The organism is Burkholderia diffusa, from assembly GCF_902499115.1.
Taxonomy (GTDB): domain Bacteria; phylum Pseudomonadota; class Gammaproteobacteria; order Burkholderiales; family Burkholderiaceae; genus Burkholderia; species Burkholderia diffusa.
In genome coordinates this window covers 1-24,882 of the sequence record NZ_CABVPN010000047.1, presented here as the reverse complement: position 1 = coordinate 24,882, position 24,882 = coordinate 1, and the positions used below count along the sequence as shown (strand labels likewise).

Sequence of the window (24,882 nt, the reverse complement as noted above, 5' to 3'; positions counted from 1 at the left end):
CGCTACGAGTACGAGGAGGCGACCGGCAAACTGGCGCGCGCCATCGACGGGCAGCGCATCACCGCCTACACCTTCGACCCGATGGGTCGCCTCACCGAGCGGCGCGCTGCGCTGCAAACTGGCGACGCAGCCCCGCGCAAGGCCGACTGGCAGATCGAGCGCTTCGCCTACGACCTCAACGGCAACCTGGCACTGGCCAGCAACGCCGACAGCCGCCTGCAATGGTTCCACGACCCGGCTGGCAACCTGGTGCGTGAGCACCAGCACTACACCCGCCTGGGCCAGCCGCTGGTCGGGGTGTGGCTGCACGAATACGACGCGCTGAACCAGCGTATTGCCACCGTGCGCCCGGACGGTCACCGCGTCAGCTGGCTCACCTACGGCAGCGGCCACGTGCTTGCTCTCCAGTTGGATGAGCGGGAACTCGTCAGCTACGAGCGCGACGACCTGCACCGCGAGGTCGCCAGAACACAAGGCAACCGCCTGCTGCAAACGCAGCAGTGGGACGCCATGGGGCGCTTGAGCGAGCAGGTGCTGGCGCGCGACACGCCTGCGCCCACACACACCGCAGGCGGTAACCGCCTGCTGGTGCGCCGCTACCGCTACGACGCCAGCGGCCAGCTCACCGACATCAACGATACGCGGCGCGGCCAGCTTGCCTACCGCTACGATCCGGTGGGCCGCCTGCTCGAAGCGCAGAGCAGGCTCGGCCATGAGACGTTTGACTTCGACCCGGCGAGCAACCTCATCGACCCGGCCGAGCAGCGCGAAGCCGAGCGCCAGCGCATGCCGCGCATCAAGGCGCTGGACAACCTGCTCAAGCAATACGCCGGCACCCATTACCAGTACGACACGCGCGGCAACCTCACCCAGCGTTGGCACAACGGCAAGGAAGGCCGCTTCACCTGGGATCTGTTCGACCGCCTCACGCACTACGAAGACGAGCGTCTGAAGGTCGACTACACCTACGATGCGCTTGGCCGGCGCTTGTCCAAGCACAGCCAGGCGCACTACGAGGAAAGAAGGGAAGCGGGGCCACACTGGAACCGCGCCGAGCGTGTGAAGCGCAACCGCGAGCTGCAATGCGGTTTCACGCTATATGGCTGGGACGGCGACACGCTGGCCTGGGAAAGCAAGATTGCCGACGAGGACGGCTTTGGCGCACGCACCACGCACTATGTGTACGAGCCCGGCAGCTTTGTGCCGGTGGCGCAGGCAGTGCGCGAGGAAGCCATCGAACTGCTCGACCAGCCCGAGTACGGCGACTACTACCGGCAGGATGAAGACCCGCTATGGCTGCCGCCGCCGCCCGCACCAGCCATCGACAGCCTGGCGTGGTACCAGTGCGACCACCTCGGCACGCCGCAGGAGCTGACGGACGAGCACAGCGAGATTGCGTGGAGCGCCGAGTACCGCGCCTGGGGTGTCGCGCAGGAGGCGATCAGGAAGGCGTCGGGGAAGGCACTGATCGCCAACCCCATCCGCTTCCAGGGGCAGTACCATGACCATGAGACCGGGCTGCATTACAACCGGTATCGGTACTATGATCCGCACGGCGCTCGTTATGTAACTAAAGACCTGCTTGGTTTTGCTGGTGGACTCAATCTTTATCTCTACGCGGGCGGGAATCCGCTGACTTCACTTGACCCACTGGGGCTGGACACTGTTGTTATTCATGGTCGAGGCATATTAAGCAATCCGTTTGGCCATGTTGCAATTGGATTTACTGGTCAGGGAGTCTATAGTTTCGGCACTGGAACTCGAGAAGGAAGCGGCGTAACCGATTATCTTTCAAAGCAGGCAAAGTATCGAGATACTACGATATATATAATTAAGACAACGCCAGAGCAAGAGGCTCATATGCTGGATGAAATAAAAAGATACACAGGGAAGCCGCTTCCAGACCCTACTAAAAATCCAGGCGCAGCCGCCCGAGACACATGCGCAACACGAACTCAAAATGCCCTTGAAGCAGGCGGCATTACATCAATTTTTGTTCCATATACGAGCCCTTTCCCTATAGACACCGGGGTAATTGCCCGCAGAAACTCCATATCAATAATTGACATCCCAAAGGGATCTGGAGTTCCTGACGAAATGTTCATCTTCAACAAATAGCGAGTCCATATGCTCAGACGTAGAAATATATGGGTCTTTATTGTTTCCATTCTTGGAGGGTGTGACTTTCTCGGAATGAAGAACGAAGCCATCAATAAACACGAGTACTCTATCGTGCAAGCTGTCGAGTATAACTACCGAGATACTGAGAACAGTGCACCCTACATTCTTCTGCCTGGGGCGCTACAAACCGAGAGAACGGTCGTCGGCTTTCCGATTAAGGGACAAAACAAAGGATACGTGATGATTTTGGCAGATGCCATTGGCAATCCTAAAATAAAAATTTTACCTGATGACGTTCCGTTTTTAGTTACCAAACACGCACTTTCCGAGATACGAGAAAAGACCAAACTCTCCGATGAGGTTGATAAATATCTTGCCGCACAGATAGAGCCCCCTTGGCAGATTCAGGATTAATGTACTTGTCTTGATCGGCTGGATGAGTCAGATTTAATTCTCCGTCGATGGAGAAAGAAGTATCAGTGCGATCACCTTGGCCCACCGCAGGAACTGACCGACGAGCACAGCGAGATTGCGTGGAGCGCGGAGTACCGTTCTTGGGCGTCGCGTAGGGGGCGATCAGGAAGGCATCGGGGAAGGCACTGATTACCAATCCCATCCGGCTCCAGGGGCAATACCATGACCATGAGTCGGGGCTGCATTACAACCGATATCGGCATTACGATCCGGAGGTGGCGCGGTATATCAGCCTGGATCCAATTGGCTTACGAGGCGGACTCAATCTATACGCATACGGCCAAAGTAATCCTGTCGCGCGAGTCGATCCGCTCGGTCTTCAGGCGAGGGGGACAGTTCTCCTTGGGATGGGACATTTATACAAAGCTGATGCGACGCCACCGAGACCTGCGCTTGCTCACCATCCTCAAGCAAGACTTCTACTGAATGATATTTCCGACAACTCAATTCCAGTAGATGTACTACGCGGGTGTTTGGCCTGGAGTAAATATCCCTATAGATGCTCCGCAACCCTATTGTTCCGCGGGCTACTATGGCGACGATCCTCTTTCAGATCTTAGGTCGACGGATGATTCCAGCCTTACTTGCAAGGCACGCCCCAAACATTACAATCAATCGTATTCTGTATTTGGAGATAATTCCCGTAAATTTACGTGCACCGCACTAGGAGGACTGTAATGCCGCGCATCGTAAGGTTAAATTTATTTACTACTTTTTTGGCGCTTTCATTTATTTTCTTTATCGCAATGTGCGGGCAACAAACTTACCAGGAAAAATGGCATAATTGCGTTGAAAGATGCAAAAAGATAGGCATGTTTGGGAAATTAGAGCCAACCCACCCCCAATACGGAAGAAAGATTTCAAATAGCCTTGAATGTCGCTGTTACTAACCACACGACAAAACAAGAAGATGCATCTACAACCGCCATCGCCATTTCATCCTCCAACGCAGCAGACCAACATCGCAAGATCAGATCAAATTGAATATCAGCATAATCTCATATGCCAATATCAAAAAACCTGACAACCGAATTGATCTACTCGGTTTACAGAAAACTGGGCAGCGCCACACGGAATGGGCAATCTGCATCACAACGATACCCGCAAATCCATCAATACCATAAAACTCTACCGACGGAAGCGCATTGGGAGAGATATCCAATTTCCATTGGCCCCTTCAGCAAGTCCGCGGCGAATGGGTCAGCGTAAACATAGCATGGACGATGCCTGAATCATATTGCACCGAGGGTTACTATGGCGATGATCCGTTAGAAGACCTTCGCGCAGCTGATAATTATTGATTTAGCCAAAAAGAACGATCAATTTTTTCATCAAATAGAAAGATATCATAAAATTTACCTGCAAAAAAGCAAAAGCTTTCACAAATCAAACTCATGAAAAATTATATCAAGATTATTTTGTATACGGGCTTATCTTTGCTGGTTATGGTATTTGTCGCGACAAAATGCGGCATGCCAAGCTTTCAGGATGTCAGACAGCGATGCATAGATGATTGTGGCAAGCGCGGAATGTTTGGTCGCTTGAATGCTCCTGCTAGTTATTCTCCGCGACATACTGCCCTTAACTATGAGTGCAAATGCTATTAAATTCCACATTAAATTAGCTTACCCAGGATTGCCCGGCGCACTTGTGAAAGAACGCAGGACCACAGTGAGCTGCCCCCGTGACGTTGGACAGGTAAATTGGGCCGCCACGCTCCTCCGTCGGTGGCGTCAACGAGAAACCCCACCCTGGCGGCGTACTTAACTATGTTACAGATCCTCCCTTCGCATCCAACGCACTTCCTCCAGGACAATGAATGGGGAAGGGGCACTTCCCTTGACAGGAGCCACATAGATACTTCCCTTCAAGATATCACGAGGGTGACGCATTTCAGAATGACAAGGCAATCGATGATTAAAATTTTATAATCCCAAAAAAATACAACATTTAAAACGGGAATTTTCAACGAGAGGCACGGACAAGAGGGAATTCATTTCACGAGAAAGACATTGAAATGAAACGAATGGCGAAGATTTTTTTATATGTTCTTCTTTTTGCTTTGGCGGTGCTGTTTGTCCTGGCAAAATTTAGCGAACCAAACATAAATGAGCGAGAGGGTCAATGCCTCAAGGCTTGTGGCGACCGCGGCATGTTTGGGATCTTGGAGGCACCGTTTCCAAATTCGACTAGGAACACCGTCGCAAATTACACGTGTAAGTGTTATTGAGTATGATCATGGCCGATGGAGGCTTACAGAAGCTGCGGGAGACTGCCGTCAAGAGCGCATGCCTGCTGGAAGTACGGGTGGGATGGCGACACGCTGGCGTGGGAAAGCAAGATCGCCGACGAGGACGGCTTCGGCGCACGCACTACGTCTACGAGCCCAGCAGCTTTGTGCCGGCGGCGCAGGCGGTGCGCGAGGAAGCCATCGAATTGCTCGACCAGCCCGAGTACGGCGATTACTACCGGCAGGATGAAGACCCGCTATGGCTGCCCTGCCGTCGCCGCCCGCACCAGCCATCAACAACCTGGCGTGGTACCACTCGGCACGCCGCAGGAACTGACGGACGAGCACAGCGGGATTGCATGGAGCGCGGAGTACCGTGCCTGGGGTGTTGCGCAGGAGGCAATCAGAAAGGCGTCGGGGAAGGCACTGATCGCCAATCCCATCCGCTTCCAGGGGCAGTACCATGACCATGAGTCGGGGCTGCATTACAACCGGTATCGGTACTACGATCCACAGGTGGGGCGGTACATCACACAGGATCCGATTGAGCTGGCCGGTGGCCGGAACGTCTACCAGTACGCATGGAATCCGATAAGCTGGATTGACCCGCTTGGACTTCAGACCGGCCCCGTATTACTCGGGATGGGGAACCTTTATCGCGCGAGTTCGCAGCCACCGCTGCCAACTCTTTCAAGCAACACGTCGATCAAAGGTATCTATGGTGACGTCTCCAACCTCGCGTTCCCTTCTCCCGTCCTTCCAGGGGAATGGGTCGGAGTTAACGTACAGTGGAGTATGCCAACCATCAAACAATTCAGAAAAATCCATCGCCCGAATAGATCCACTCAGGCTTCATAAAATAGTGACAGCGGCATTTTGAAAAAGTAATCTGAAGTGTCGTGAATCGAATTTTCAGGCTCCTGACGATTTTTCTGATCCTAGGAGCGTTCAGTAGCGCTAGGTGGGTTGAGCGAACCCTTTCACATCAGTGGCTTGAAAAATATGGTCCGATGAGCGCTCCTATTGTTCATCGAGATCCGACACGCCGGCGCACCACGACTACGCGACGTCACCGTTCCGCCGCTGGCGAATCGCCTAAACTACAGACCGTCCCCCTCCGCACGGCTCCTGCCAGCCACTGCCATGGCCCACCTCTTCTTCGCGGCGTCGATCCAGCGCCACATCGACACGCCCGAGCGCGACGTCGACGCACGGACGCTCGGCGAAGCGCTTGAAACCGTCTTCGGCGAGCAGCCCCGGCTGCGCGGCTATATCGTCGACGACCAGGGTGCGCTGCGAAAGCACCTGTCGGTGTTCATCGACGGCCAGCCGGTACGCGACCGGCAACACCTGTCCGATGCGCTCGGCGACGCCAGCCGCGTCTATGTCGTGCAGGCGTTGTCCGGCGGATAAAGGGACGCATCTCCATCGAAACAAGCGCCCGGTCGGACTTACTGGAGACACCCGACATGAACGATCGACTGCTCGTCGCGACCCGCAAGGGCCTGTTCGTGCTGCACCCCGACGGCAAAGGCGGCTGGTCGCTCGGCGAGCCGCACTTCATCGGCGAACCCGTCAGCATGGCGCTGGCCGACCCGCGCGACGGCACGCTGTATGCGGCGCTCAATCTCGGCCATTTTGGTGTCAAGCTGCATCGCCGGCGCACCGGTGCCGCCGCCTGGGAAGAATGTGCAGTCCCCGTCTATCCACCGCAGCCCGCCGACGCGCCTCGCGCTAACGCCGACACACACACCAGCGCCGGCGATTCGGATGACGAAGCGCCTGCCCCGCCGCGCCCACCCTGGACGCTTCAGCAGATCTGGTCGCTCGAAGCAGGCGGCGCCGACGAGCCGGGCGTATTGTGGGCAGGCACGATACCGGGTGGACTGTTCCGCTCCGACGACGGCGGCGATTCGTGGGTGCTCAACCACGCACTATGGAGCCGCCCGGAGCGCGCCGAGTGGTTCGGCGGTGGCTACGATGCAGCCGGCATCCATTCGGTGATGGTCGATCCGCGCGACAGCCGGCACGTGACGATCGGGATTTCGTGCGGCGGCGTCTGGCAGACCTTCGACGGCGGCGCGACCTGGCGCGTCAGCGCCGACGGCATGGAGGCCGACTACATGCCGCCCGAGCGGCGCGGCGAACCCAACGTGCAGGATCCGCACCGTGTCGTCCAGTGCGCGGCCGCTCCCGATGTGCTGTGGACTCAGCATCACTGCGCGATCTTCCGCTCGACCGACGGCGCAGCGCACTGGCAGCGGATTGAAGCGCAGCCGTCGAGCTTCGGCTTCGCGGTCGCCGTGCATCCGGCAGATCCCGACACCGCATGGTTCGTACCTGCGGTGAAGGATGCGTGCCGAATTCCGGTAAACGGCCGGTTCGTCGTCACGCGCACGCGCGACGGCGGCCGCAGCTTCGAGAGCCTGTCGAACGGGCTGCCGCCCGCGCCGGCCTACGACCTCGTGTATCGGCACGGGCTTGCGGTGGACGACTCCGGCACGCGTCTCGCGATGGCGTCGACGACGGGAGGGTTATGGACGTCCGGCGACGGCGGTGAAAACTGGCAACAGGTCTCCGCGCATTTGCCGCCGGTGTATTGCGTGCGTTTCGGGTAACGAAGGACCCGAACGCCTCACAGCGGAACGCAGGCGCCGGACCGTTGCTTCACATTCGCGGCGCGATTCGGGCCACCGCCCCACGCGTGCGCGCGATTTCCGCTTCGAGCCACTCGAGAAACCGCCTGACCTGCGGCTCGCGTTCCCGCCCGGGCCGGCATAGCGCGACGAAGCGTGCGCCGGCGAGCCGCACCGACGGCTCGATCGGCATCAACGCCCCGCGCTCGACGTGCTCGGCAACCAGCACGGAACTGAGCAGCCCGACACCCTGCCCGTGCAATACCGCCTGCAACGCGTAATGCTCGTCGTCGTAGTGACGGAACACCGCGCGTTCGAGCCACACGCCCCGGCCCGCCGCACGACACCACGAGGCCCAATCGATCGACACCGGCAGCGGCGTATCCCACACGGTCTCGATCAAATCGAGGCGCTCATCCGAACGATGCGCATCGAACCCGGTAGCCGCATACGCGCCAAAATACTCGTCGATCAGCGCAATCTCGTGCAGTGCCGGAAACGTGCGCGACGTCGCGCGAATCGCGAGATCGATTCGCGCGTCGCGTTCGAGATCGGCGAGCGTGTTGCCGGTCTCGACCTTGATGTTCAATTGCGGATCGACCTGCCGAAACCGGCCGAGGCGCGGAATCAGCCACATCGCTGCAAACGCCGGCGTAGTCGTCAGCACGAGCGTGCGCTCATCGGCCGCTTCGGGCCTCACCGCGTCGAGCCCGCGGCTCAGCGCAAGCAGTGCATCGTGACTCGCGCGAAACAGGCGCTCGCCCTCCTCCGTGAGCCGCACGCCGCTCGCGCCACGTTCGAACAGCAGCACGCCGATCCGGCTTTCGAGCGACTTGATCTGATGCGACACGGCCGCGGGCGTCACGGACAACTCGTCCGCCGCAGCCTTGAACGAGCCGAGCCGCGCCGACGATTCGAATACACGCAATGCGGTCAGGGGAATTTTCGAGAACACGGGGCCTCGCGGGCCGGGTCCGGCCGGGTTGAATTCGATTCAATCCGGGTGAGATTAGGTGAATTGAAGCGCTCGCGCAACGCACGTAGCCTTGCGGGACGTCGTGGCACCGTGCCGCGCAAGCAACCGTCGAGTCACCGTCGAACCGGAGAAACAACGTGCAAGGCCTACCGCGCAGGATCACGCAGGCAGTGCTCTACGAAGCGATCGCCATTTCCTGCATCTCGCCTGCGATCGCGGCGATCTTCAAGCAGGGCCTCGTCTATTCGGGCGCGCTGTCCACAACGATGTCCGCGATCGCGCTGCTGTGGAACATGATCTTCAACGCGCTGTTCGAGCGCTGGGAAGCGTCGCGCCGGCAGCCGAGGCGCACGCTCGCGCGGCGAATCCTGCATGCGACCGTATTCGAGGGCGGGCTGATCTTCATTCTCGTGCCGGTCGTGTCGTGGTGGCTCGACATCTCGTGGTTCGACGCGTTCGTCGTCGACATCGGGCTGTTCGCGTTCTTCTTCTGCTACGCGTTCGTGTTCCAGTGGGCATTCGATCGCGTGTTCGACGTGCCGGCGGCGACGAAGGAATCGTGACGTTCGTTCGCGGCCCGGCGCTTCGTCGATCGGCTCCAGGCCCGAAAACAACGCGGCCCGCCGGCGCGACACGGGAGGGCCGCGTTTCATCACGCCGGCGCGCCGCCTTCAGCGAGCGCGCCGTTCGTCTCGTCGCTCAATGCACGCCGAGATACGCCTTCACCGCCGGCAGACCCGGCTTGCCGTCGATCGTCGTCACGCCCGCGAGCCACTTGTCGAGCGCCTGCGGATTCGCCTTCAGGTACTCGGCCGCGGCCTTGTTCGGATCCTCCTTGTTCATGATCGGCACCATCACGTGATTCTCGATCGTCGTCGTGAACTGCAGGTTCGACACGAACTTCGCGACGTTCGGGCAGCGCTGCGCGTAGTCGGGCGGCGTGGCCGTCAGCACCTTCGCTTCGCCGTAGTTCGGGCCGAACACGTCGTCGCCGCCGCTCAGGTAATCGATCTTCATCTGCACGTTCATCGGATGCGGTTCCCAGCCCAGGAACACGATCCACTGCTTGTCGCGGATCGCGCGATTCACCTCGACCAGCATCCCGGCCTCGCTCGACTCGACCATCTTGAACTTGCCGAGGCCGAACTGGTTGCCGTCGATCATCTTCTTGATCAGCAGATTGCCGTCGTTGCCCGGTTCGATCCCGTAGATCTTGCCGTTGAGCTTGTCCGCGAACTTCTGGATGTCGGCGAACGACTTCAGGCCGCCCTGGTACACGTAGTCGGGCACCGCGAGCGTGTATTTCGCGCCGGTCAGGTTGGGCGTTGCGAGCACCTTGATCGTGCCGGCCTTCGTGAACGGCTGGATGATCGGATCCATCGTCGGCGACCAGTAGCCGAGGAACACGTCAATCTGCTTGCTCTTGATGCCCGCGAACGTGATGGGCACCGACGCGATCGTCTTGGTCGGCGTGTAGCCGAGCCCCTGCAGCATCGTCGATGCGAGACCGGTGGTGGCCGCGATGTCGGACCAGCCCACGTCCGCGAAGCGCACGTTCTTGCATACGGGCGGGTCGGCCGCATAAACCGCCGACATCGGCGCTGCAATCCCGACCCCGCATGCCGCTGCGATCAATAGGCGCTTCATCTGTCTTCTCCTCAAAGTGACGTCGTTTTTCATGGGTGCGGGATCGAGTGTTGAAACCGCGTGCCGAGATCCCGGCGGCGTCGCGGACCGAATGGCTCGCGCGGGTCGCGTCAGCGCCCCGGCAACCGTCGCTCGTAGCTCGGCGCGTGACCGAATTGCGCGCGATACGCCTTGCTGAAATGACACGGCGAATGGAATCCGCACGTCGTCGTCACGCGCGCGATCGATGCGTCGGTCGTGCGCAGCAGGTCGCGCGCGCGTTTCAGACGCAGCGTCAGGTAATAGTGGGTGGGCGACACATTCAGGTAAACCTTGAACATGCGCTGCAGGTGCCGTTGCGAAAGCCGCACGAGCCGCGCGAGTTCCTCGAGCGAAAGCGGCTCCTCGATGTTCGCCTCCATCAGCCGCACGACCTCGATCAGCTCCGCGCGCGAGAAACCGACGCGCGCATCGACGGGAATCGGCTGCGTGTCGGTCGAACTGCGGATGCGCTCCAGGATGAACTGCTCGGACACCTGCGCGGCGAGCTGCTGGCCGAAACGCATGCCGACGAGGTTCAGCATCAGGTCGAGCGGCGCGGTGCCGCCGGTGCAGGTGAGCCGGTCGCGATCGACGACGAACAACTCGTCGGCGAACCCCACCCGCGGAAACTCCGCATGCAGCGCGGACAGGTTCTCCCAGTGCACGGTGCAGCGATAGCCGTCGAGCAGACCGCCCGACATCAGCGCATACGCCCCTGTGCAGATGCCGCCCAGCGGCAGCCCGCGCTCAGCGAGCGCGACGAGCGTGTCGCGCGCGCCGTCGTCGACCACGTCGCGGATGCGGATCCCGCCGCACACGATCATCACGTCAGGCAGGTTCGTATAGTCGAGCGCCTGGGTCGGCCGCACCGCGATGCCGTTGCTGGCATGCACGGGCGCACCGTCGAGCGAATAGATCGACCACTGGTAGTGGTCGGATCGCCCGACGTAGTTCGCCATCCGAAGCACTTCGACAGCGCTCGAGAACGCGATCATCGAGAAATTCGGCAGCGTCAGGAAGCCGAAATGGGCAAGGGACGAAACCGGTGAAACGCAAGCGGCGGGCACGGCGGCAGCGGCGGCGGACGTCACATCGGGCTCCTGGCGAATTGAGCAGGTTGCACGCAGCCAGCCCCGTGGCAAACGCCACGGAAGCCGGTATCGAATCAGGGGAGGCGGCCGGAGGGCGAACCGGCCGCCGGTTGCTTACGCTTGCGCGGGCGTGGCCTTCGCGCGGAGCAGTTGCTTCAGGCCCGAGAACAGCGGTGCTTTCACGGTGCCCGGCGCGCGGCCGAAGCTCTCGGTGATACGGTCGAGAATGATCGCGAGCAGCACGACCGACAGACCGCTTTCGAAGCCGAGGCCGATGTCGAGGCGCTGGATACTTGCAAGGACGTCGTTGCCGAGGCCGCCCGCGCCGACCATCGATGCGATGATCACCATCGACAGCGCCATCATGATCGTCTGGTTCACGCCCTGCATGATCGACGGCAGCGCGTTCGGGAACTGGACCTTGTACAGCAGCTGCCACGGCGTGCAACCGAATGCCTGGCCGGCTTCGACGATCTCGCGGTTCACGTGACGGATACCGAGGCTCGTCAGGCGCACGGCCGGCGGCATCGCGAAAATCACCGTCGACAGGATCCCCGGCACGCGGCCGAGACCGAACAGCATCGCGGCCGGAATCAGATACACGAACGCCGGCATCGTCTGCATCAGGTCGAGGATCGGACGCACGATCGCGGCGACCCACTTGCTCTTCGCCGCCCAGATGCCGAGCGGAATGCCGAGCACGAGGCTGACGATCGTCGACGACAGCGTGAGGCCGAGCGTGATGACCGTCTGGTCCCAGAAGCCCGTCGCGAAGATCAGCAGCAGCGACGCGGTGGTGAACAGCGCGAAGCGCCAGCCCACGCGCCACAGACCGACACCGATGAAGATCGCCATCATCAGCCACATCGGGATCGCCTGCAGGCTGTGCTCGACGAATGCGGCGAGGCCCTCGATCGCGCGACCGATCGTATCGAACGTCGCCGCGTCATGGTCGAGCAAGTAGTGAACGGACTGGTCGACCCAGCTACCGAGCGGAATCATTTCAGACATGGGAGCCTCGCGAGCGCGTGATGGCCTTCAGGATAAGTGCGCGGTCGACCGAGCCGCAGTAGCAGCCGTCGTCGTCGACGACGGGTAGTGCATTCGGGCTCGCGACGACGCGCGCGACGACATGTTCGAGCGACGCATCGCGCCGGATGCTTTCGATCGGCCGCACGGACGGCGTGTCCTGACCGATCGCCTCGCGCGTGACGAAGCCGCGGATCTTGCGGGCGGCGTCCAGCACGAACGCGTATTCGGCACTGCCGTTCAGCGTCGCCGCGACGTTCGCGGCATCGCATTTCGACATGGTCGGCACGGCGCCCGTCTGCATCAGGTCGCCCGCCGTCAGATAGCGGCTCGTGTCGATGCCGTCGAAGAACGCGCGCACGTAGTCGTCGGCCGGGTTCGCGATGATGTCCTGCGGCGTGCCGACCTGCACGAGCCTGCCGCCTTCCATGATCGCGATGCGGTTGCCGATGCGCAGCGCCTCTTCCAGATCGTGCGACACGAACATGATCGTGCGGCGCTGTTCCTTCTGCAGTTGCAGCAGCACGTCCTGCATTTCGCGGCGCTTGAGCGGATCGAGTGCGGAGAACGCCTCGTCCATGATCATCAGCGACGGATTCACGGCCAGCGCGCGGGCCAGGCCGACGCGCTGCTGCATGCCGCCCGACAGCTCGGACGGTAGCTTGTGCGAGAACGGTGCGAGACCGACCTGCTCGAGCACCTCCATCGCACGGCGTTCACGTTCCTTCTTGCCGACGCCTGCGACCTCGAGGCCGAACGCGGCATTCGATACCACGGTGCGATGCGGCATCAGCGCGAACGACTGAAACACCATGCTCATGTCCTTGCGGCGCAGCGCCGTCAACGCGGAGCGGCGTGCCGACGCGACGTCGAGCCCGTCGATCAGCACCTTGCCGGCGCTCGGATCGACCAGCCGGTTCACGAGGCGGATCAGCGTGGATTTGCCGGAGCCGGACAGGCCCATCAGCACGAATATTTCGCCTTCCTGCACGTCGAACGATACGTTGTGCACACCGACGACCTGACCGGTACGCTTGAGCACATCATCTTTCGTCGCGCCGGCAGCGAGCATGTCGAGTGCCTGCTGCGGGTTGCTTCCAAATACCTTGCACAGACCTTCGACCACGACCTTGGGGGCATCCATCGAAACCTTCTCCTCGTGTAGCGGGGACTCACGCGTCGCATAGCGTGCCTACATAGTTGCCAGAAAAAACCCCGACCTGCCGACGAATTACGACAAACGCTTGCGCAAATACGACACACCCGGCGGCCACGCCACGCGGGGCACGGCGCGCGGCGGCACTCGATTGCGGCGATGCAATACGCGCAAGGCCAATAGCGGCGGGCATCTCGAGCATGACTTGTGCGCAGCAGCGCGACGCGCAAGCGGTGTCGTTTTGCATCAACCCGCGGAGGCCGCGCGTCGCTTTGCGACAATTCCACGTCCGATCGGACGACCTCGTCTGCCCCGTTCGTGCGAAACGAATGGTCGTACGAAACCCCGCATCGCGAACGTGCGACAGCCACGATTCGCAGCCCGCCCGCAACCCAGAAAATCCCCCATGGCCATTGTGATACATTGCCGGCAAACACGCTGATCGCGACGTCGCCGCGCGCCTTGGGCGTGGCGCTGCGCCGACGGCGTGCGCATGCCGGTTCGCCTGCCGGCCAGACTGAAACAGCCTCGATCGAGCCGTGCGCCGATCGAAGGACGATAACGAAATGAGAGAGGGAGCAAGGCGATGAATTGGGCTTTTGCCGCAATCGGTTTCATCGTGGGCGGTATCGCCGCATTGTTCGGGGATTTCTCCGCCGCCAACGGCACGCTGCTCGGCGCGGCGGTGGGGTTCTGCATCGGTCACGCGCTGCAGCAACGCAAGCGCAAGAGCGGCGGCACGATACCCGACGCATTCGCGATTTACACCAATCCCGCGACACCGCAACCCGCCCCCGTGCCGCTCGCCGATCGCGTCGCGCGCCTCGAAGCGACGGTCGACACGCTCACGCGCGAGCTCGATGTGCTGCGCGGTCAACTCGCGGGCGCGAAGGCCGGTGCCGCCACGACCGGCAGCGCCGCGCAAATGCCACCGGCGATGCCCACCACCGTCACGCCTTCACCCGCCGCAATGCCGCCGCGGCCGTCCGTGCAGCCGGCCGTCGCGCGCGCCGGCGTGACGCCGTCGACGTCCATCCCGGCTCCCGCACCGGCAGTCGCCACGCCGACGAGCGACGCGACCGCCGCTGCCGGCGCGCCGACGCATCCGCCCGCGACGACTTCGCCATCAGCCCCTCCCGCCCCGCCGAAACCCCGCGAACCCGGCATCGCCGAACGCGCGTTCCGCGCCGCGCGCGACTGGCTGCTCGGCGGCAATACGGTCGTGCGCGTCGGCATCATCGTGCTGTTCTTCGGCGTCGCTTTCCTGCTCAAGTACGCGGCCGACAACAACATGCTGCCGATCGAATTCCGCCTGGCCGGCACGGCACTCGCCGCGGCGGCGCTCCTGGCGATCGGCTGGCGCGTGCGTGCGCGCCGCGCGGCATACGGCCTCGTGCTGCAGGGCGGCGGCATCGGCATCCTGTACCTGACGATCTTCGCCGCGACCAAGCTCTACGCACTGCTGCCGGTCGGCGCGGCGTTCCCGCTGATGGTCGCGGTGTGCGCGCTGAGCGCGTTCCTCGCGGTGAAGCAGAACGCGCTGCCGCTTGCATTCATGGGCAGTGCGGGCGGCTTTCTCGCGCCGGTCCTGCTGTCGACCGGCCACGGCAGCCATGTCGCGCTGTTCAGCTACTACGCATTGCTGAACGCCGGCATCTTCGCGATCGCATGGTTCAAGGCCTGGCGTCCGCTGAACCTGCTCGGTTTCGTGTTCACGTTCACGATCGGCTCGGCGTGGGGCGTGACGGCGTACCGCCCCGCGCTGTTCGCGACCACCGAACCGTTCCTGATCCTGTTCTTCCTGATGTATGTCGGCATCGCGCTGCTGTATGCGGTGAAACGCGAACTGGCGCTGCGCCACTACGTGGACGGCACGCTCGTGTTCGGCACCCCGATCGTCGCGACGGCGCTGCAGGCGGCGCTCGTGAAGGACATGCCGTTCGGGCTCGCGTGGAGTTCGGTCGCGCTGTCGGCGTTCTACGTCGCGGTCGCCGCATGGCTCGCGCGGCGCCGCGACCGTCTCGCGTTGCTGTTCGAAGCGATGCTCGCGCTGGCGGTGATCTTCGCGACGCTCGCGGTGCCGCTCGCATTTTCGGGCCCGACGACGAGTGCCGCGTGGGCGATCGAAGGCGCGGCGATCGTGTGGGTCGGCGTGCGCGAGAAACGCCTTGCGCCGTTCGGCTTCGGCCTGCTGATGCAGATCGCCGCGGCCGGCGCATTCTTCACGAGCCTGCTCGGGCCGGCCGACACGAACGCGCTGCCGGTGCTCAACAGCCCGTATATCGCGATGCTGCTGATCGCGCTCGCCGGGCTGTTCACGGGCTGGTGGCTGCACGGGCGCGACGAAGCGCGCGCGTGGCACGCATGGATGCCGGACGTCGGCGCGGCGGCCGCGGCCTGGGGGCTGCTGTGGTGGCTAAGCGGCGGGCTGCACGAGATCCTCGTCTATGCGAGCCGCCACGTCGATCTGCATGCGGACCGCTTCGTCGTCGACGCGACCGCGCTGTTCGCAGCCGGCACCGCATGGCTTGCACACGTCGCGCGCCGCAAGCTCGCGTGGCCGATCGCCGAATGGCCCGCACTCGCGCTGACGCCGGTGCTCGCGCTGCTCGCATTGCGCGCGTTCGATGCGCACGAGGCGCCACTGTCGGGCATGGGCGCGTTCGCGTGGCCGATCGCCGTCATCGCATGCTATGCGCTGCTGCTGCGTCAGTCGCGCGGCACGGCGGCGGCTGGCCCGGTCGCGGGCGCGACGGGCACGTCGGCCGTGGCGGCCCTCCCCGCCCCGGTGATCGCGCCGCTGCACACGCTGATGTTCTGGACGTTGTGCGGACTATTCTCGCTCGAAGGCTTCTGGCGCCTGCGCGCGTTCGTGCCCGAAGGCGCGTGGAGCTGGAGCGCGTGGGCCTACGGCTTCGGCGCGCTGCTTCTGCTGGTTTCGGGCCCCGGCTCCCGCCTGCGCTGGCCCGTCGCCGCGTTCCCGCGTGCGTATCAGGTGTGGGGGGCCGCGCCGCTCGCCGCGCTGCTGTGGCTGTGGAGCATCGCCAGCGTGACGAGCGACGGCGATGCGTCGCCGCTGTTCTGGCTGCCGCTGCTCAATCCGCTCGACGTCGCGCAACTGCTGATCTTCGTCGCATTCGCGACCTGGCTGCGCCGCCTGAAGACACTCGGTGTCGTCTGGCATCCACTCGCGGCCGACCTGGCGGCGCTCGCGACCGTGTTCCTGTGGTTCAACGCGCTGCTGCTGCGCACGCTGCATCACCGTTTCCACCTCGCCTACGACATCGACGCCGTGCTGTCGTCGTTCGGCATTCAGCAGGTGTTCATGGTCGGCTGGAGTCTGTTCGCGTTCGCCGGCATGTGGCTGACGCGCCGCGACGGCATCGCGCGCGTGTGTGCGCTCGCGTCGTTGCCGCTGATCGTCGTGATGTGGGGCTGGACCTTCTACGCGAACTTCACGCAGGACGGCGGCAGCTGGGCGCGCGTCCCGCTGCTCAATCCGCTCGACCTCGTGCTCGTGGTGGTCTATGCGCTCGCCGCGTCGTGGTTCGTGCGCGCGCGCAAGCTCGGCTGGTCGTTCGGCAACTACCGCGTCGAGTTGCTCGGCGCGGCCGGCGCGACGGCCTTCCTGTGGCTGAACGCAATCCTGTTGCGCACGCTGCATCACTGGACCGGCGTGCCGTACGCGTTCGATGCAATGGCAGAATCGACGCTCGTGCAGGCGTCGGTTTCCGTGTACTGGACACTCTGCGCGCTCGCGACGATGATCTGGGCCACGCGCCGCGGGTTGCGTCCGCTGTGGTTCGTCGGCGCCGCGCTGCTCGCGCTCACGGTGATCAAGCTGTTCCTGTTCGACCTGTCGCACGTCACCGGCATCGAACGTATCGTGTCGTTCATCGGTATCGGCATCCTGCTGCTGTTGATCGGCTATTTCTCGCCGCTGCCGCCGAAGGCAGCGGCCCAACGGGATGATCACCAACCATGAAGCGACTCGCAGCCCTGCTCGGCCTGAGCCTGCTGACGTCGTTCGCGGCGGCCGACGGCACGCCCGGTGCCGAACGCGTTGCCCAACGCTTCTCGCTGGATCTCGACGGCACCGCCGCGTATTACCAGCTGACCGTGCCGCAGACCGTCTATGCGGCCAGCCGGCGTGACGATCTCGGCGACGTGCGCATCTTCAACGGCAGCGGCGAGCCCGTGCCTTACTCGCTCGATGCGCCAGCGGCGGCGGCCGTGCCGCCGTCGCGCACGCCGGTACAGTGGTTCCCGCTGCCTCCGGCGCGCGCCGACGACGGGCACGCACCGCTCGGCGTGTCGGTTGCGCCGGACGGCTCGCTGCACGCAGCCGTCACCGCGCCGGCGCGCGCGAAGCATGCGGCCGATCTCGTCGACCTGTCGCACGCGGACGGCGAGGTCGACGCACTGCTCGTGCACATCAGCGACGACAGCTACCAGGGGCGTGTCGCAGTCGCGGCGAGCGACGATCTGCGCAGCTGGCGCTCGCTCGGCAGCACGCAATTGCTGAAGGTCGGGCGCGGCGGCGACATGCTGATGCAGGAACGCATCGCGCTCGAAGGCACAGGGCCGCGCTACCTGCGGCTCGACTGGCTCGACGGCGCGCCCTCGATCGGGTCGATCGAGACCGAAACGCGACCGCACGATGCACGCACGGCGGACAGCGCGGCCGTGCCGCGCCAATGGCGCGAAGCCGCGCACGTGCGGGCCGGCAGTGCGCCCGGCGAGTATCTGTTCGACACCGACGGCGCTTATCCGGTCGACCGCGTGCGCATCGACCTTCCACAGCCGAATACGGTTGCGCGCGCAACGCTGCAGAGCCGCCCCGACGCGCAAACGCCGTGGCGCGACGTCGCCGGCGGGGTGCTGTTCCGGCTGCAGGGCAAAGGTGGCGAACAGCGCAACCCGCCGCTGGCGTTCGCGTCGAATCCGGATCGCGCGTGGCGAATCGTCGTCGACATGCGCAACGGCGGGCTCGGCGGCGGCCAGCCGTCCGTCGTGGTCGGCTGGCATCCGGCCGCCCTGACGTTCGTCGCGCGCGGCACGCCGCCGTTCACGCTCGGCGTCGGCAATGCGTCGCTGCCTTCGTCGGCCGTGGGCCGCGATGCGCTGCTGGTCGGGATGGCGCCGGAAGTGCGGCCCGCGCGCGTCGGCGCGGCCCTGCCGGTCTCGGCGGCCCCGTCGGAGCCGGCCGCCGATAAGGACGCGATCCGCCGTTACGTGCTGTGGGGGGCGCTGGTCGTTGCGGTCGGCGTGCTCGGCACGATCGCATGGCGCCTCGCGCGCGGCAGCGACGCGCACACACGTGACGATTGATACCACGCCGGCACGACGAATCGGGCCGCAGCCGCGCGCCGCGAGGCGTCGCAAGAAGTGGAACGATGGCGCGACGGTGTGCATGCGCATGCGTTCGGCGCCATCGAACACGTGGCGGCACTCACCGATCGTTGCGCCCGCAAGCAGTCCATGACGCGCACGTCGGCGTCGACGCAGGTCGGCACGCGCGAAACCTTCGCCCGCGATGCACGAAGCGGGCGCGAGCGCGGCCGGCTCCTCGTTGACACGCCCGGTGACGCGATCCAGACTCGCTGATCCTCAACAGCACCGCGAGCGCCCATGGTCACCTGCTTCCTTCGCTACGTCATCGATCCGTACAAACTCGAGCAGTTCGAAACCTACGGCAAGATGTGGATTCCGCTCGTCGAGCAATTCGGCGGCACGCATCACGGCTACTTCCTGCCTTCCGAAGGTGCCAGCAACATCGCGCTCGCGATGTTCTCGTTCCCGAGCCTCGCCGAATACGAGCGCTACCGTGAGCGCTCGAAAACCGATCCCGCCTGCCAGGCCGCGTTCCGGTATGCAGAGGAAACGCGCTGCATCGTCAGCTACGAGCGCAGCTTCTTCCGGCCGGTGTTCGCGTAACGTCGCATAACGCCCGCGCATCGCACCCCCTTTCCGGCGCCGGACGAAAAAAAGCCCCGCCTGCATCCGCGCGGCGGGGCCAACCCATGTCAGTAGAGACATCATGGAGGAGACGGGCCCATCTTATCGAACGCGGCACGCCGTCCCAACCAAGCATTTCTGCTATCCATCTGCGTCGCCGCGCGCACGTTCGCCCCGCGTGCATGGCATATCGATAGAACGAAAAGTCGTTTTCAGAGTGACGGCGGGGTCGTTACCATCTGGTTTTAAGCCTGTGCTTAGCCGGGCAAGCCATCCCCTAGGAGCGCCCCTTGACTGCATTCGATCAACACCGCCGCCCGTTCGTGGTCGGCATCGGCGGGACCACCCGAGCCGCGTCGTCGACCGAGCGCGCGCTGTCGTTCGCGCTGCGCGGCGCGCAGGCCGCCGGCGCACGCACGCGACTGTTCGACGGCCCGTTCCTGCATACGCTGCCGCACTACGCCCCCGAACACAAGACGCTGACCGACGCGCAGCGAGAGCTGATCGACACCGTACGCGAAGCCGACGCGATCATCATCGCGACGCCCGGCTATCACGGCGGCGTGTCCGGCCTCGTGAAGAACGCGCTCGACACGCTCGAGGAACTGCGCGCCGACGAGCGCCCGTACCTCGACGGCCGCGCGGTCGGCCTGATCGTCACGGCCTACGGCTGGCAGGCCGCCGGCACCGTGCTGACGTCGCTGCGTTCGATCGTCCACGCGCTGCGAGGCTGGCCGACCCCGTTCGGCGCCACCGTGAACACGCTCGAAACGCGCTTCGACAGCGCCGACAGTTGCTCGGATCCGAAGGTCGTCGCGCAGCTCGAAACCGTCGGCTCGCAAGCAGCCGAATTCGCGCTCGCGTTCGCGTCGCATCGCGCGGCCGCGCATGCCGCATCGGTCGACGCGCTCGCCCCCGTGCTGAAGATCGCCAACCAGTAACCCCAGCCTCCCCGCCGCCCGCGCCCGGCCGACGACGTTCGCCGCGCGCGGGCGCGCGTGTCCAGCCGTCCGGCACGCATCGCGACGTCGTCCCCCATGCTTCATGCCGGCTCGCCGCGCCGATAACGATCCGGCCCGCCACGTGATTTGCATTGGCCGAAAGATTGGTTCACGCGTGCCGCGCGTTTTCGTACGCTGAAAGCCCGAACCTTCCATGCGCACGCCATGAACCGCACGATCCGCTACAAGGGCTACGAAGTCGCCCCCGCTGCCGCCCGGCTGCCGAACGGGCTGTTCGCCGCGAACCTGACGATCGAGAAGGCAAGCGGCGGTCCGTCGCCGCGCGCCGTGTCGTTCGACGCGATCGATTTCTTCTTCGAAGAGGAGCACGCGCTGGCGTACGCGTCCCGCTGGGGACGCCTCTGGGTCGACACGCAGGCCTGAGCGCAGCGCGGGGCGGCTCGAAAATACGCGATTACGAAAGCTATGCAAAAATCTTTCGACTCGTAATCGCATAACAACAGCCATGTCCGACACGCTGCTGAAAGAGCATGCAGCGGCAGATCACACCATGCGCAACTGGACCTTCAAGCACCAGGGTCCGGTCAGGATCGGTTCCGATGCGCACAGGCAGATGTTCTGCCGCATGCTGCTCGATACGCACAACCCGTACAAACCGGCCGTCATCGACTGGCCACCGCTCAAGCCCGACGAACTCAAGCGGCTCACGTCGCTGCCGATCTGGGACATCGCCGTGCAGACCGAAGGCCGCGCGTCGATCCGCGTCGCCACCTTCGCGGCGACCGTCGGCGATCCGCTGTTGCGCCAGGCGCTCGAGATGGACGGCGCCGAGGAGGCTCGGCACAAGGTCGTGCTGTCGAAGCTGGTGCAGGCATACGGCATCGCGCTCGCCCCCGAGCCACCCTATCCGGCACCGAACGACCCCGAGTGGTCGTGGATGGTGACCGGCTTCAGCGAGTGCATCGACAGCTTCTTCGCGTTCGGCCTGTTCCGCTCGGCGCAGCGCTCCGGCTTTTTCCCGCCCGAACTCGTCGACACCTTCGAACCCGTGATCCAGGAGGAAGGCCGGCACATCCTGTTCTTCGTGAACTGGTATGCGTGGTACTGGCGGAGTTTGCCGTGGTGGCGCCGGCCGTGGTTCTTCGCACGGGTTGCGGCCGTGTGGGCGTTCCTGATCCGGGAACGTATCGGCATCGCGCGCGGGATCGATGCGGACGGCGTCGCGCACGACGCGAACTTCCCGGCGACGAGCACCGCCGACATCGGCGATGCGCTCAACCCGCGCGAACTGATCGAACTGTGCCTCACCGAGAACGACCGGCGGATGGCCGGGTACGACAAACGGCTGCTGCGCCCGATGTTCGTGCCGCGCATGGCGCGCCTCGCGCTGCGATTCCTGAGGAAATAAGGCTGCGGCGGCAGGTTTCCGGCGTCACCTTGTCTGGGGCGATTTACTGCATCGCCCGGACCGGGTAGCACAACCGCGACGTGCGGCCGCGACCGCCATCGGCACGGCGGCACACACTGTCGGACGAAAACGAGCCCCCTCCGGCTCGCATCCCGCGTTGGCTGGCGCGACGTCACGCCAGCCAACGCGCGCCCATCCGCCCGGCAGTACTCATCCGACGCTCTTGCACGTCGTCTTTCCTCCCGCGGAATGTGCGCCCTGGCCAGCAAGTTCGCGTCACTGTGGCTCAAATCTGACGTTTCCTGCTCGCTGCTCCCGTTGCCCTCAACCCGCGCGTCTACGACCGTCGTCGTGGACGATCCGGCACGTCGTCCAATTCGCCTCCGAACCCATCACACGAAATACGTCAATAGGGCAGATTCCACTCGGGAATCCCAATGGCTGAGTCAATGCCCCTGTAGCATTTTTTTACAACTTCGCGAAGCCGGCCGCCGGGGAAGGCCCGCCCCACGGGCGAGTGCGTCCGGCGAAATGCGCAAACCAGCATAGCCGGACAATCCTTTCTTCATGTTTTTTTGATTTCCCAGAAAACCCAGTAAATGCAATTAAAAACCCCACCCAAATCTCAAATTAACAAGTTAACAAGACCGTCGAATCCATTCGAGCTAGCACACCATCAAATATTACAATCCAGAAAGGCAAACGTTTGCCGCAAACGTTTGTTGTTTCACTTGTCTTACTTTTTGTGTCTGGCGATGTGTAACGTGACACACACAAATCACCTATATCTTTGATTTTTATGGTTTTTCACACAAACCGCCGAACCAGGAGGCACCCTTCACTCAATATTCCACGCATTTTTGATTTTCTTACACTTGGATGTATCAAAACGCGATGCATTAACAATTTTTTAACTTTCAAAGCATTCAATTTTTCACTTCTTGTCAATCTCAAAATACCTCCTCAAATAAACTCCGCCCATCAATTTTGAGATTCGCGCGAGCGCACGGCAAATTCATCTAACGAAAGAGACCGGTGTGTGGCGTGCTTATTTGGAGGTAGTAGGACATGAACCGCACATACCGCTCGATCTGGAACGAAGCTCTTGGCGCCTGGGTCGCAGCATCCGAACACGATTCGGCACGGGGCAAGCCGAACAAGTCCGCCGTCGTAAAGGTCGTGGCAACCGTCGCGCTCGTCGCGGGGGCGGCCGTCGGCAACGTTGCGCACGCGCAGTATTTCGCCGGCGGCGGCACGTCGACGGGCGCCCAGGCAATTGCCATCGGCGGTAACGGGGGCAGCCAGACAACGGCCAGCGGCGCGACCTCGATTGCGATCGGTGCGAATGCGACGGCGTCCGGCAGCTATTCGCAGGCATTCGGCCAGGCCACGACGGCGTCCGGCTCAAGCGCGATCGGCATCGGCTCCGGCGCGAAGGCGCTCAACACGGGCGCGACCGCCGTCGGCAACGACTCGACCGCATCGGGCTCGAGCTCGATCGCGATCGGTGGCGGCAACAGCACGGGCACGGGCGGTGCGGTGGCGGCAGGCACCAACTCGATCGCGCTGGGCCGGTTTTCGAACGTCAACTCGGCGACGACGTCAGGCATCGCAATCGGTTCGAATGCGACCGTCACGTCGGTCGGTACCAACGGCACCGCGCTCGGTTCGGGTGCCACTGCAGCCGGCTCCGGCGCATCCGCGATCGGCAACGGCGCAACGGCGACGGGCACCAACGCGATCGCGCTCGGCGGCACGGCCAACTACGCATCCAGCGTCGCGATCGGTGCAGGCAGCGTGACCGGCGCGGCAGCGCCGACGGGAACGGGCTATCTGACGGGCAGCGCCGCGCCGACGTCGGAAGTGTCGGTCGGCAGCTCGACGGCCCTGCGTCGCATCACGAACGTCGCCGACGGCTCGGCACCGCAGGACGCGGTCACCGTGGCCCAACTCAGCACCGGGATGAGCACGACGACGAGCGCGATCAGCAGCTTGTCGACGTCGGCGTCGACCGGCCTCTCCTCGGCCAATAGCTCGATCAGCTCGCTGTCCACGTCGACTTCGACCGGCATCAACTCGCTGTCCACGGGCCTCAGCTCGACCAACAGCTCGGTTACGTCGCTGTCGACCTCCACGTCGACCGGCCTCTCCTCGGCTAATAGCTCGATCAGCTCGCTGTCCACCTCGACTTCGACCGGCATCAACTCGTTGTCCACGGGCCTCAGCTCGACCAAGAGCTCGGTTACGTCGCTGTCGTCGTCCACGTCGACCGGCCTCTCGTCCGCTAATAGCTCGATCAGCTCGCTGTCCACGTCGACCTCGACGGGCATCAACTCGTTGTCCACGGGCCTCAGCTCGACCAACAGTTCGGTGGCGTCGCTGTCGACCTCCACGTCGACCGGCCTCTCGTCGGCAACCAGCTCGATCAGCTCGCTGTCCACCTCGACCTCGACGGGCATCAACTCGCTGTCCACGGGCCTCAGCTCGACCAACAGCTCGGTTACGTCGCTGTCGACCTCCACGTCGACTGGTCTCTCGTCGGCAACCAGCTCGATCAGCTCGCTGTCCACGTCGACTTCGACGGGCATCAACTCGTTGTCCACGGGCCTCAGCTCGACCAACAGCTCGGTGGCTTCGCTGTCGACCTCCACGTCGACCGGCCTCTCGTCCGCTAATAGCTCGATCAGTTCGCTGTCCACGTCGACCTCGACCGGCATCAACTCGCTGTCCACGGGCCTGAGCTCGACCAACAGTTCGGTGGCGTCGCTGTCGACCTCCACGTCGACCGGCCTCTCGTCGGCAACCAGCTCGATCAGCTCGCTGTCCACCTCGACTTCGACCGGCATCAACTCGCTGTCCACGGGCCTCAGCTCGACCAACAGCTCGGTTACGTCGCTGTCGACCTCCACGTCGACGGGTCTCTCGTCGGCTAATAGCTCGATCAGTTCACTGTCCACGTCGACTTCGACCGGCATCAACTCGTTGTCCACGGGCCTCAGCTCGACCAACAGTTCGGTTACGTCGCTGTCGACCTCCACGTCGACGGGTCTCTCGTCGGCAACCAGCTCGATTTCGTCGCTCTCCACCTCGACTTCGACCGGCATCAACTCGCTGTCCACGGGCCTCAGCTCGACCAACAGCTCGGTTACGTCGCTGTCGACCTCCACGTCGAC

Annotated in this window: 20 protein-coding genes and 1 pseudogene; 16 read left to right on the top strand and 5 right to left on the bottom strand. The window is 63.3% G+C overall.

Annotated features, from left to right (window positions below):
- The 7 genes from BTE28158_RS31245 to BTE28158_RS31215 all read left to right on the top strand — a co-directional run.
- A partial coding sequence (locus BTE28158_RS31245) for an RHS repeat-associated core domain-containing protein (protein WP_174920281.1) occupies positions 1 to 2,118 on the top strand: 2,118 nt, incomplete at its 5' end.
- 75 nt (positions 2,119 to 2,193) lie between these two features.
- Positions 2,194 to 2,535: a hypothetical protein gene (locus BTE28158_RS31240; RefSeq protein WP_151051184.1), complete on the top strand. Its 342-nt coding sequence runs from the start codon at positions 2,194 to 2,196 to the stop codon at positions 2,533 to 2,535.
- An 18-nt stretch (positions 2,536 to 2,553) separates the two neighbouring features.
- Entirely contained in the window at positions 2,554 to 2,724 is a 171-nt protein-coding gene (locus BTE28158_RS33020; RefSeq protein ID WP_170296469.1) for an RHS domain-containing protein, read from the top strand.
- Positions 2,697 to 3,155, top strand: a complete 459-nt coding sequence (locus BTE28158_RS32880) for an RHS repeat-associated core domain-containing protein (protein ID WP_170296468.1) — start codon at positions 2,697 to 2,699, stop codon at positions 3,153 to 3,155. The genes BTE28158_RS33020 and BTE28158_RS32880 overlap by 28 nt, the downstream gene beginning before the upstream one ends.
- Positions 3,156 to 5,071: 1,916 nt before the next feature.
- Complete coding sequence (locus BTE28158_RS32875; protein WP_275404722.1) at positions 5,072 to 5,683, top strand: RHS repeat-associated core domain-containing protein; 612 nt, start codon at positions 5,072 to 5,074, stop codon at positions 5,681 to 5,683.
- 285 nt (positions 5,684 to 5,968) lie between these two features.
- Positions 5,969 to 6,238: a MoaD/ThiS family protein gene (locus tag BTE28158_RS31220; RefSeq protein ID WP_011659529.1), complete on the top strand. Its 270-nt coding sequence runs from the start codon at positions 5,969 to 5,971 to the stop codon at positions 6,236 to 6,238.
- A gap of 56 nt (positions 6,239 to 6,294) precedes the next feature.
- Entirely contained in the window at positions 6,295 to 7,443 is a 1,149-nt protein-coding gene (locus BTE28158_RS31215; protein WP_151051180.1) for a WD40/YVTN/BNR-like repeat-containing protein, read from the top strand.
- Between the two features lie 49 nt (positions 7,444 to 7,492).
- On the opposite strand, the gene BTE28158_RS31210 is transcribed toward BTE28158_RS31215, so the two are convergent.
- On the bottom strand, positions 7,493 to 8,416 hold the full coding sequence (locus BTE28158_RS31210; RefSeq protein WP_151051178.1) for a LysR substrate-binding domain-containing protein: 924 nt from the start codon (positions 8,414 to 8,416) through the stop codon (positions 7,493 to 7,495).
- A 158-nt stretch (positions 8,417 to 8,574) separates the two neighbouring features.
- Here BTE28158_RS31210 and BTE28158_RS31205 point away from each other — a divergent pair, with 158 nt between their 5' ends.
- Complete coding sequence (locus BTE28158_RS31205; protein WP_151051176.1) at positions 8,575 to 9,000, top strand: PACE efflux transporter; 426 nt, start codon at positions 8,575 to 8,577, stop codon at positions 8,998 to 9,000.
- Between the two features lie 136 nt (positions 9,001 to 9,136).
- On the opposite strand, the gene BTE28158_RS31200 is transcribed toward BTE28158_RS31205, so the two are convergent.
- From BTE28158_RS31200 to BTE28158_RS31185, 4 genes and pseudogenes are all read right to left on the bottom strand, one after another.
- The gene (locus BTE28158_RS31200; protein WP_151051174.1) at positions 9,137 to 10,084 is read right to left on the bottom strand and encodes a choline ABC transporter substrate-binding protein; all 948 of its coding nucleotides are present in this window, start codon (positions 10,082 to 10,084) and stop codon (positions 9,137 to 9,139) included.
- 110 nt (positions 10,085 to 10,194) lie between these two features.
- Entirely contained in the window at positions 10,195 to 11,196 is a 1,002-nt protein-coding gene (locus tag BTE28158_RS31195; RefSeq protein ID WP_124629774.1) for a GlxA family transcriptional regulator, read from the bottom strand.
- Between the two features lie 114 nt (positions 11,197 to 11,310).
- Complete coding sequence (gene choW, locus BTE28158_RS31190) at positions 11,311 to 12,207, bottom strand: choline ABC transporter permease subunit (protein WP_059681521.1); 897 nt, start codon at positions 12,205 to 12,207, stop codon at positions 11,311 to 11,313.
- Positions 12,200 to 13,491 (bottom strand): annotated as a pseudogene (locus tag BTE28158_RS31185) (quaternary amine ABC transporter ATP-binding protein); the annotation flags it as partial. The gene choW and the pseudogene BTE28158_RS31185, both read right to left, overlap by 8 nt.
- A 476-nt stretch (positions 13,492 to 13,967) precedes the next feature.
- On the opposite strand from BTE28158_RS31185, the gene BTE28158_RS31180 reads away from it, so the two are divergent.
- The 8 genes from BTE28158_RS31180 to BTE28158_RS31145 form a co-directional block, all read left to right on the top strand.
- Positions 13,968 to 17,366 carry a DUF2339 domain-containing protein gene (locus BTE28158_RS31180; protein WP_174920279.1) on the top strand — a complete coding sequence of 1,133 codons (3,399 nt, stop codon included), beginning with the start codon at positions 13,968 to 13,970 and terminating at the stop codon, positions 17,364 to 17,366.
- Positions 17,363 to 18,712 (top strand): DUF3999 domain-containing protein, encoded by a 1,350-nt coding sequence (locus BTE28158_RS31175; protein ID WP_151050910.1) that lies wholly within the window; start codon positions 17,363 to 17,365, stop codon positions 18,710 to 18,712. The genes BTE28158_RS31180 and BTE28158_RS31175 overlap by 4 nt, the downstream gene beginning before the upstream one ends.
- 78 nt (positions 18,713 to 18,790) lie before the next feature.
- Positions 18,791 to 18,988 carry a hypothetical protein gene (locus tag BTE28158_RS31170; RefSeq protein WP_151050912.1) on the top strand — a complete coding sequence of 66 codons (198 nt, stop codon included), beginning with the start codon at positions 18,791 to 18,793 and terminating at the stop codon, positions 18,986 to 18,988.
- A gap of 24 nt (positions 18,989 to 19,012) precedes the next feature.
- The gene (locus BTE28158_RS31165) at positions 19,013 to 19,318 is read left to right on the top strand and encodes an NIPSNAP family protein (protein ID WP_059598866.1); all 306 of its coding nucleotides are present in this window, start codon (positions 19,013 to 19,015) and stop codon (positions 19,316 to 19,318) included.
- Between the two features lie 311 nt (positions 19,319 to 19,629).
- Positions 19,630 to 20,280: an NADPH-dependent FMN reductase gene (locus BTE28158_RS31160; protein ID WP_124629771.1), complete on the top strand. Its 651-nt coding sequence runs from the start codon at positions 19,630 to 19,632 to the stop codon at positions 20,278 to 20,280.
- 225 nt (positions 20,281 to 20,505) lie between these two features.
- Positions 20,506 to 20,724, top strand: a complete 219-nt coding sequence (locus tag BTE28158_RS31155) for a hypothetical protein (protein WP_006749916.1) — start codon at positions 20,506 to 20,508, stop codon at positions 20,722 to 20,724.
- 82 nt (positions 20,725 to 20,806) lie between these two features.
- Positions 20,807 to 21,709, top strand: a complete 903-nt coding sequence (locus BTE28158_RS31150) for a ferritin-like domain-containing protein (RefSeq protein ID WP_151050914.1) — start codon at positions 20,807 to 20,809, stop codon at positions 21,707 to 21,709.
- 1,068 nt (positions 21,710 to 22,777) lie between these two features.
- Positions 22,778 to 24,882 (top strand): ESPR-type extended signal peptide-containing protein (locus BTE28158_RS31145; RefSeq protein WP_302477721.1); only part of this gene is annotated, 2,105 nt, incomplete at its 3' end.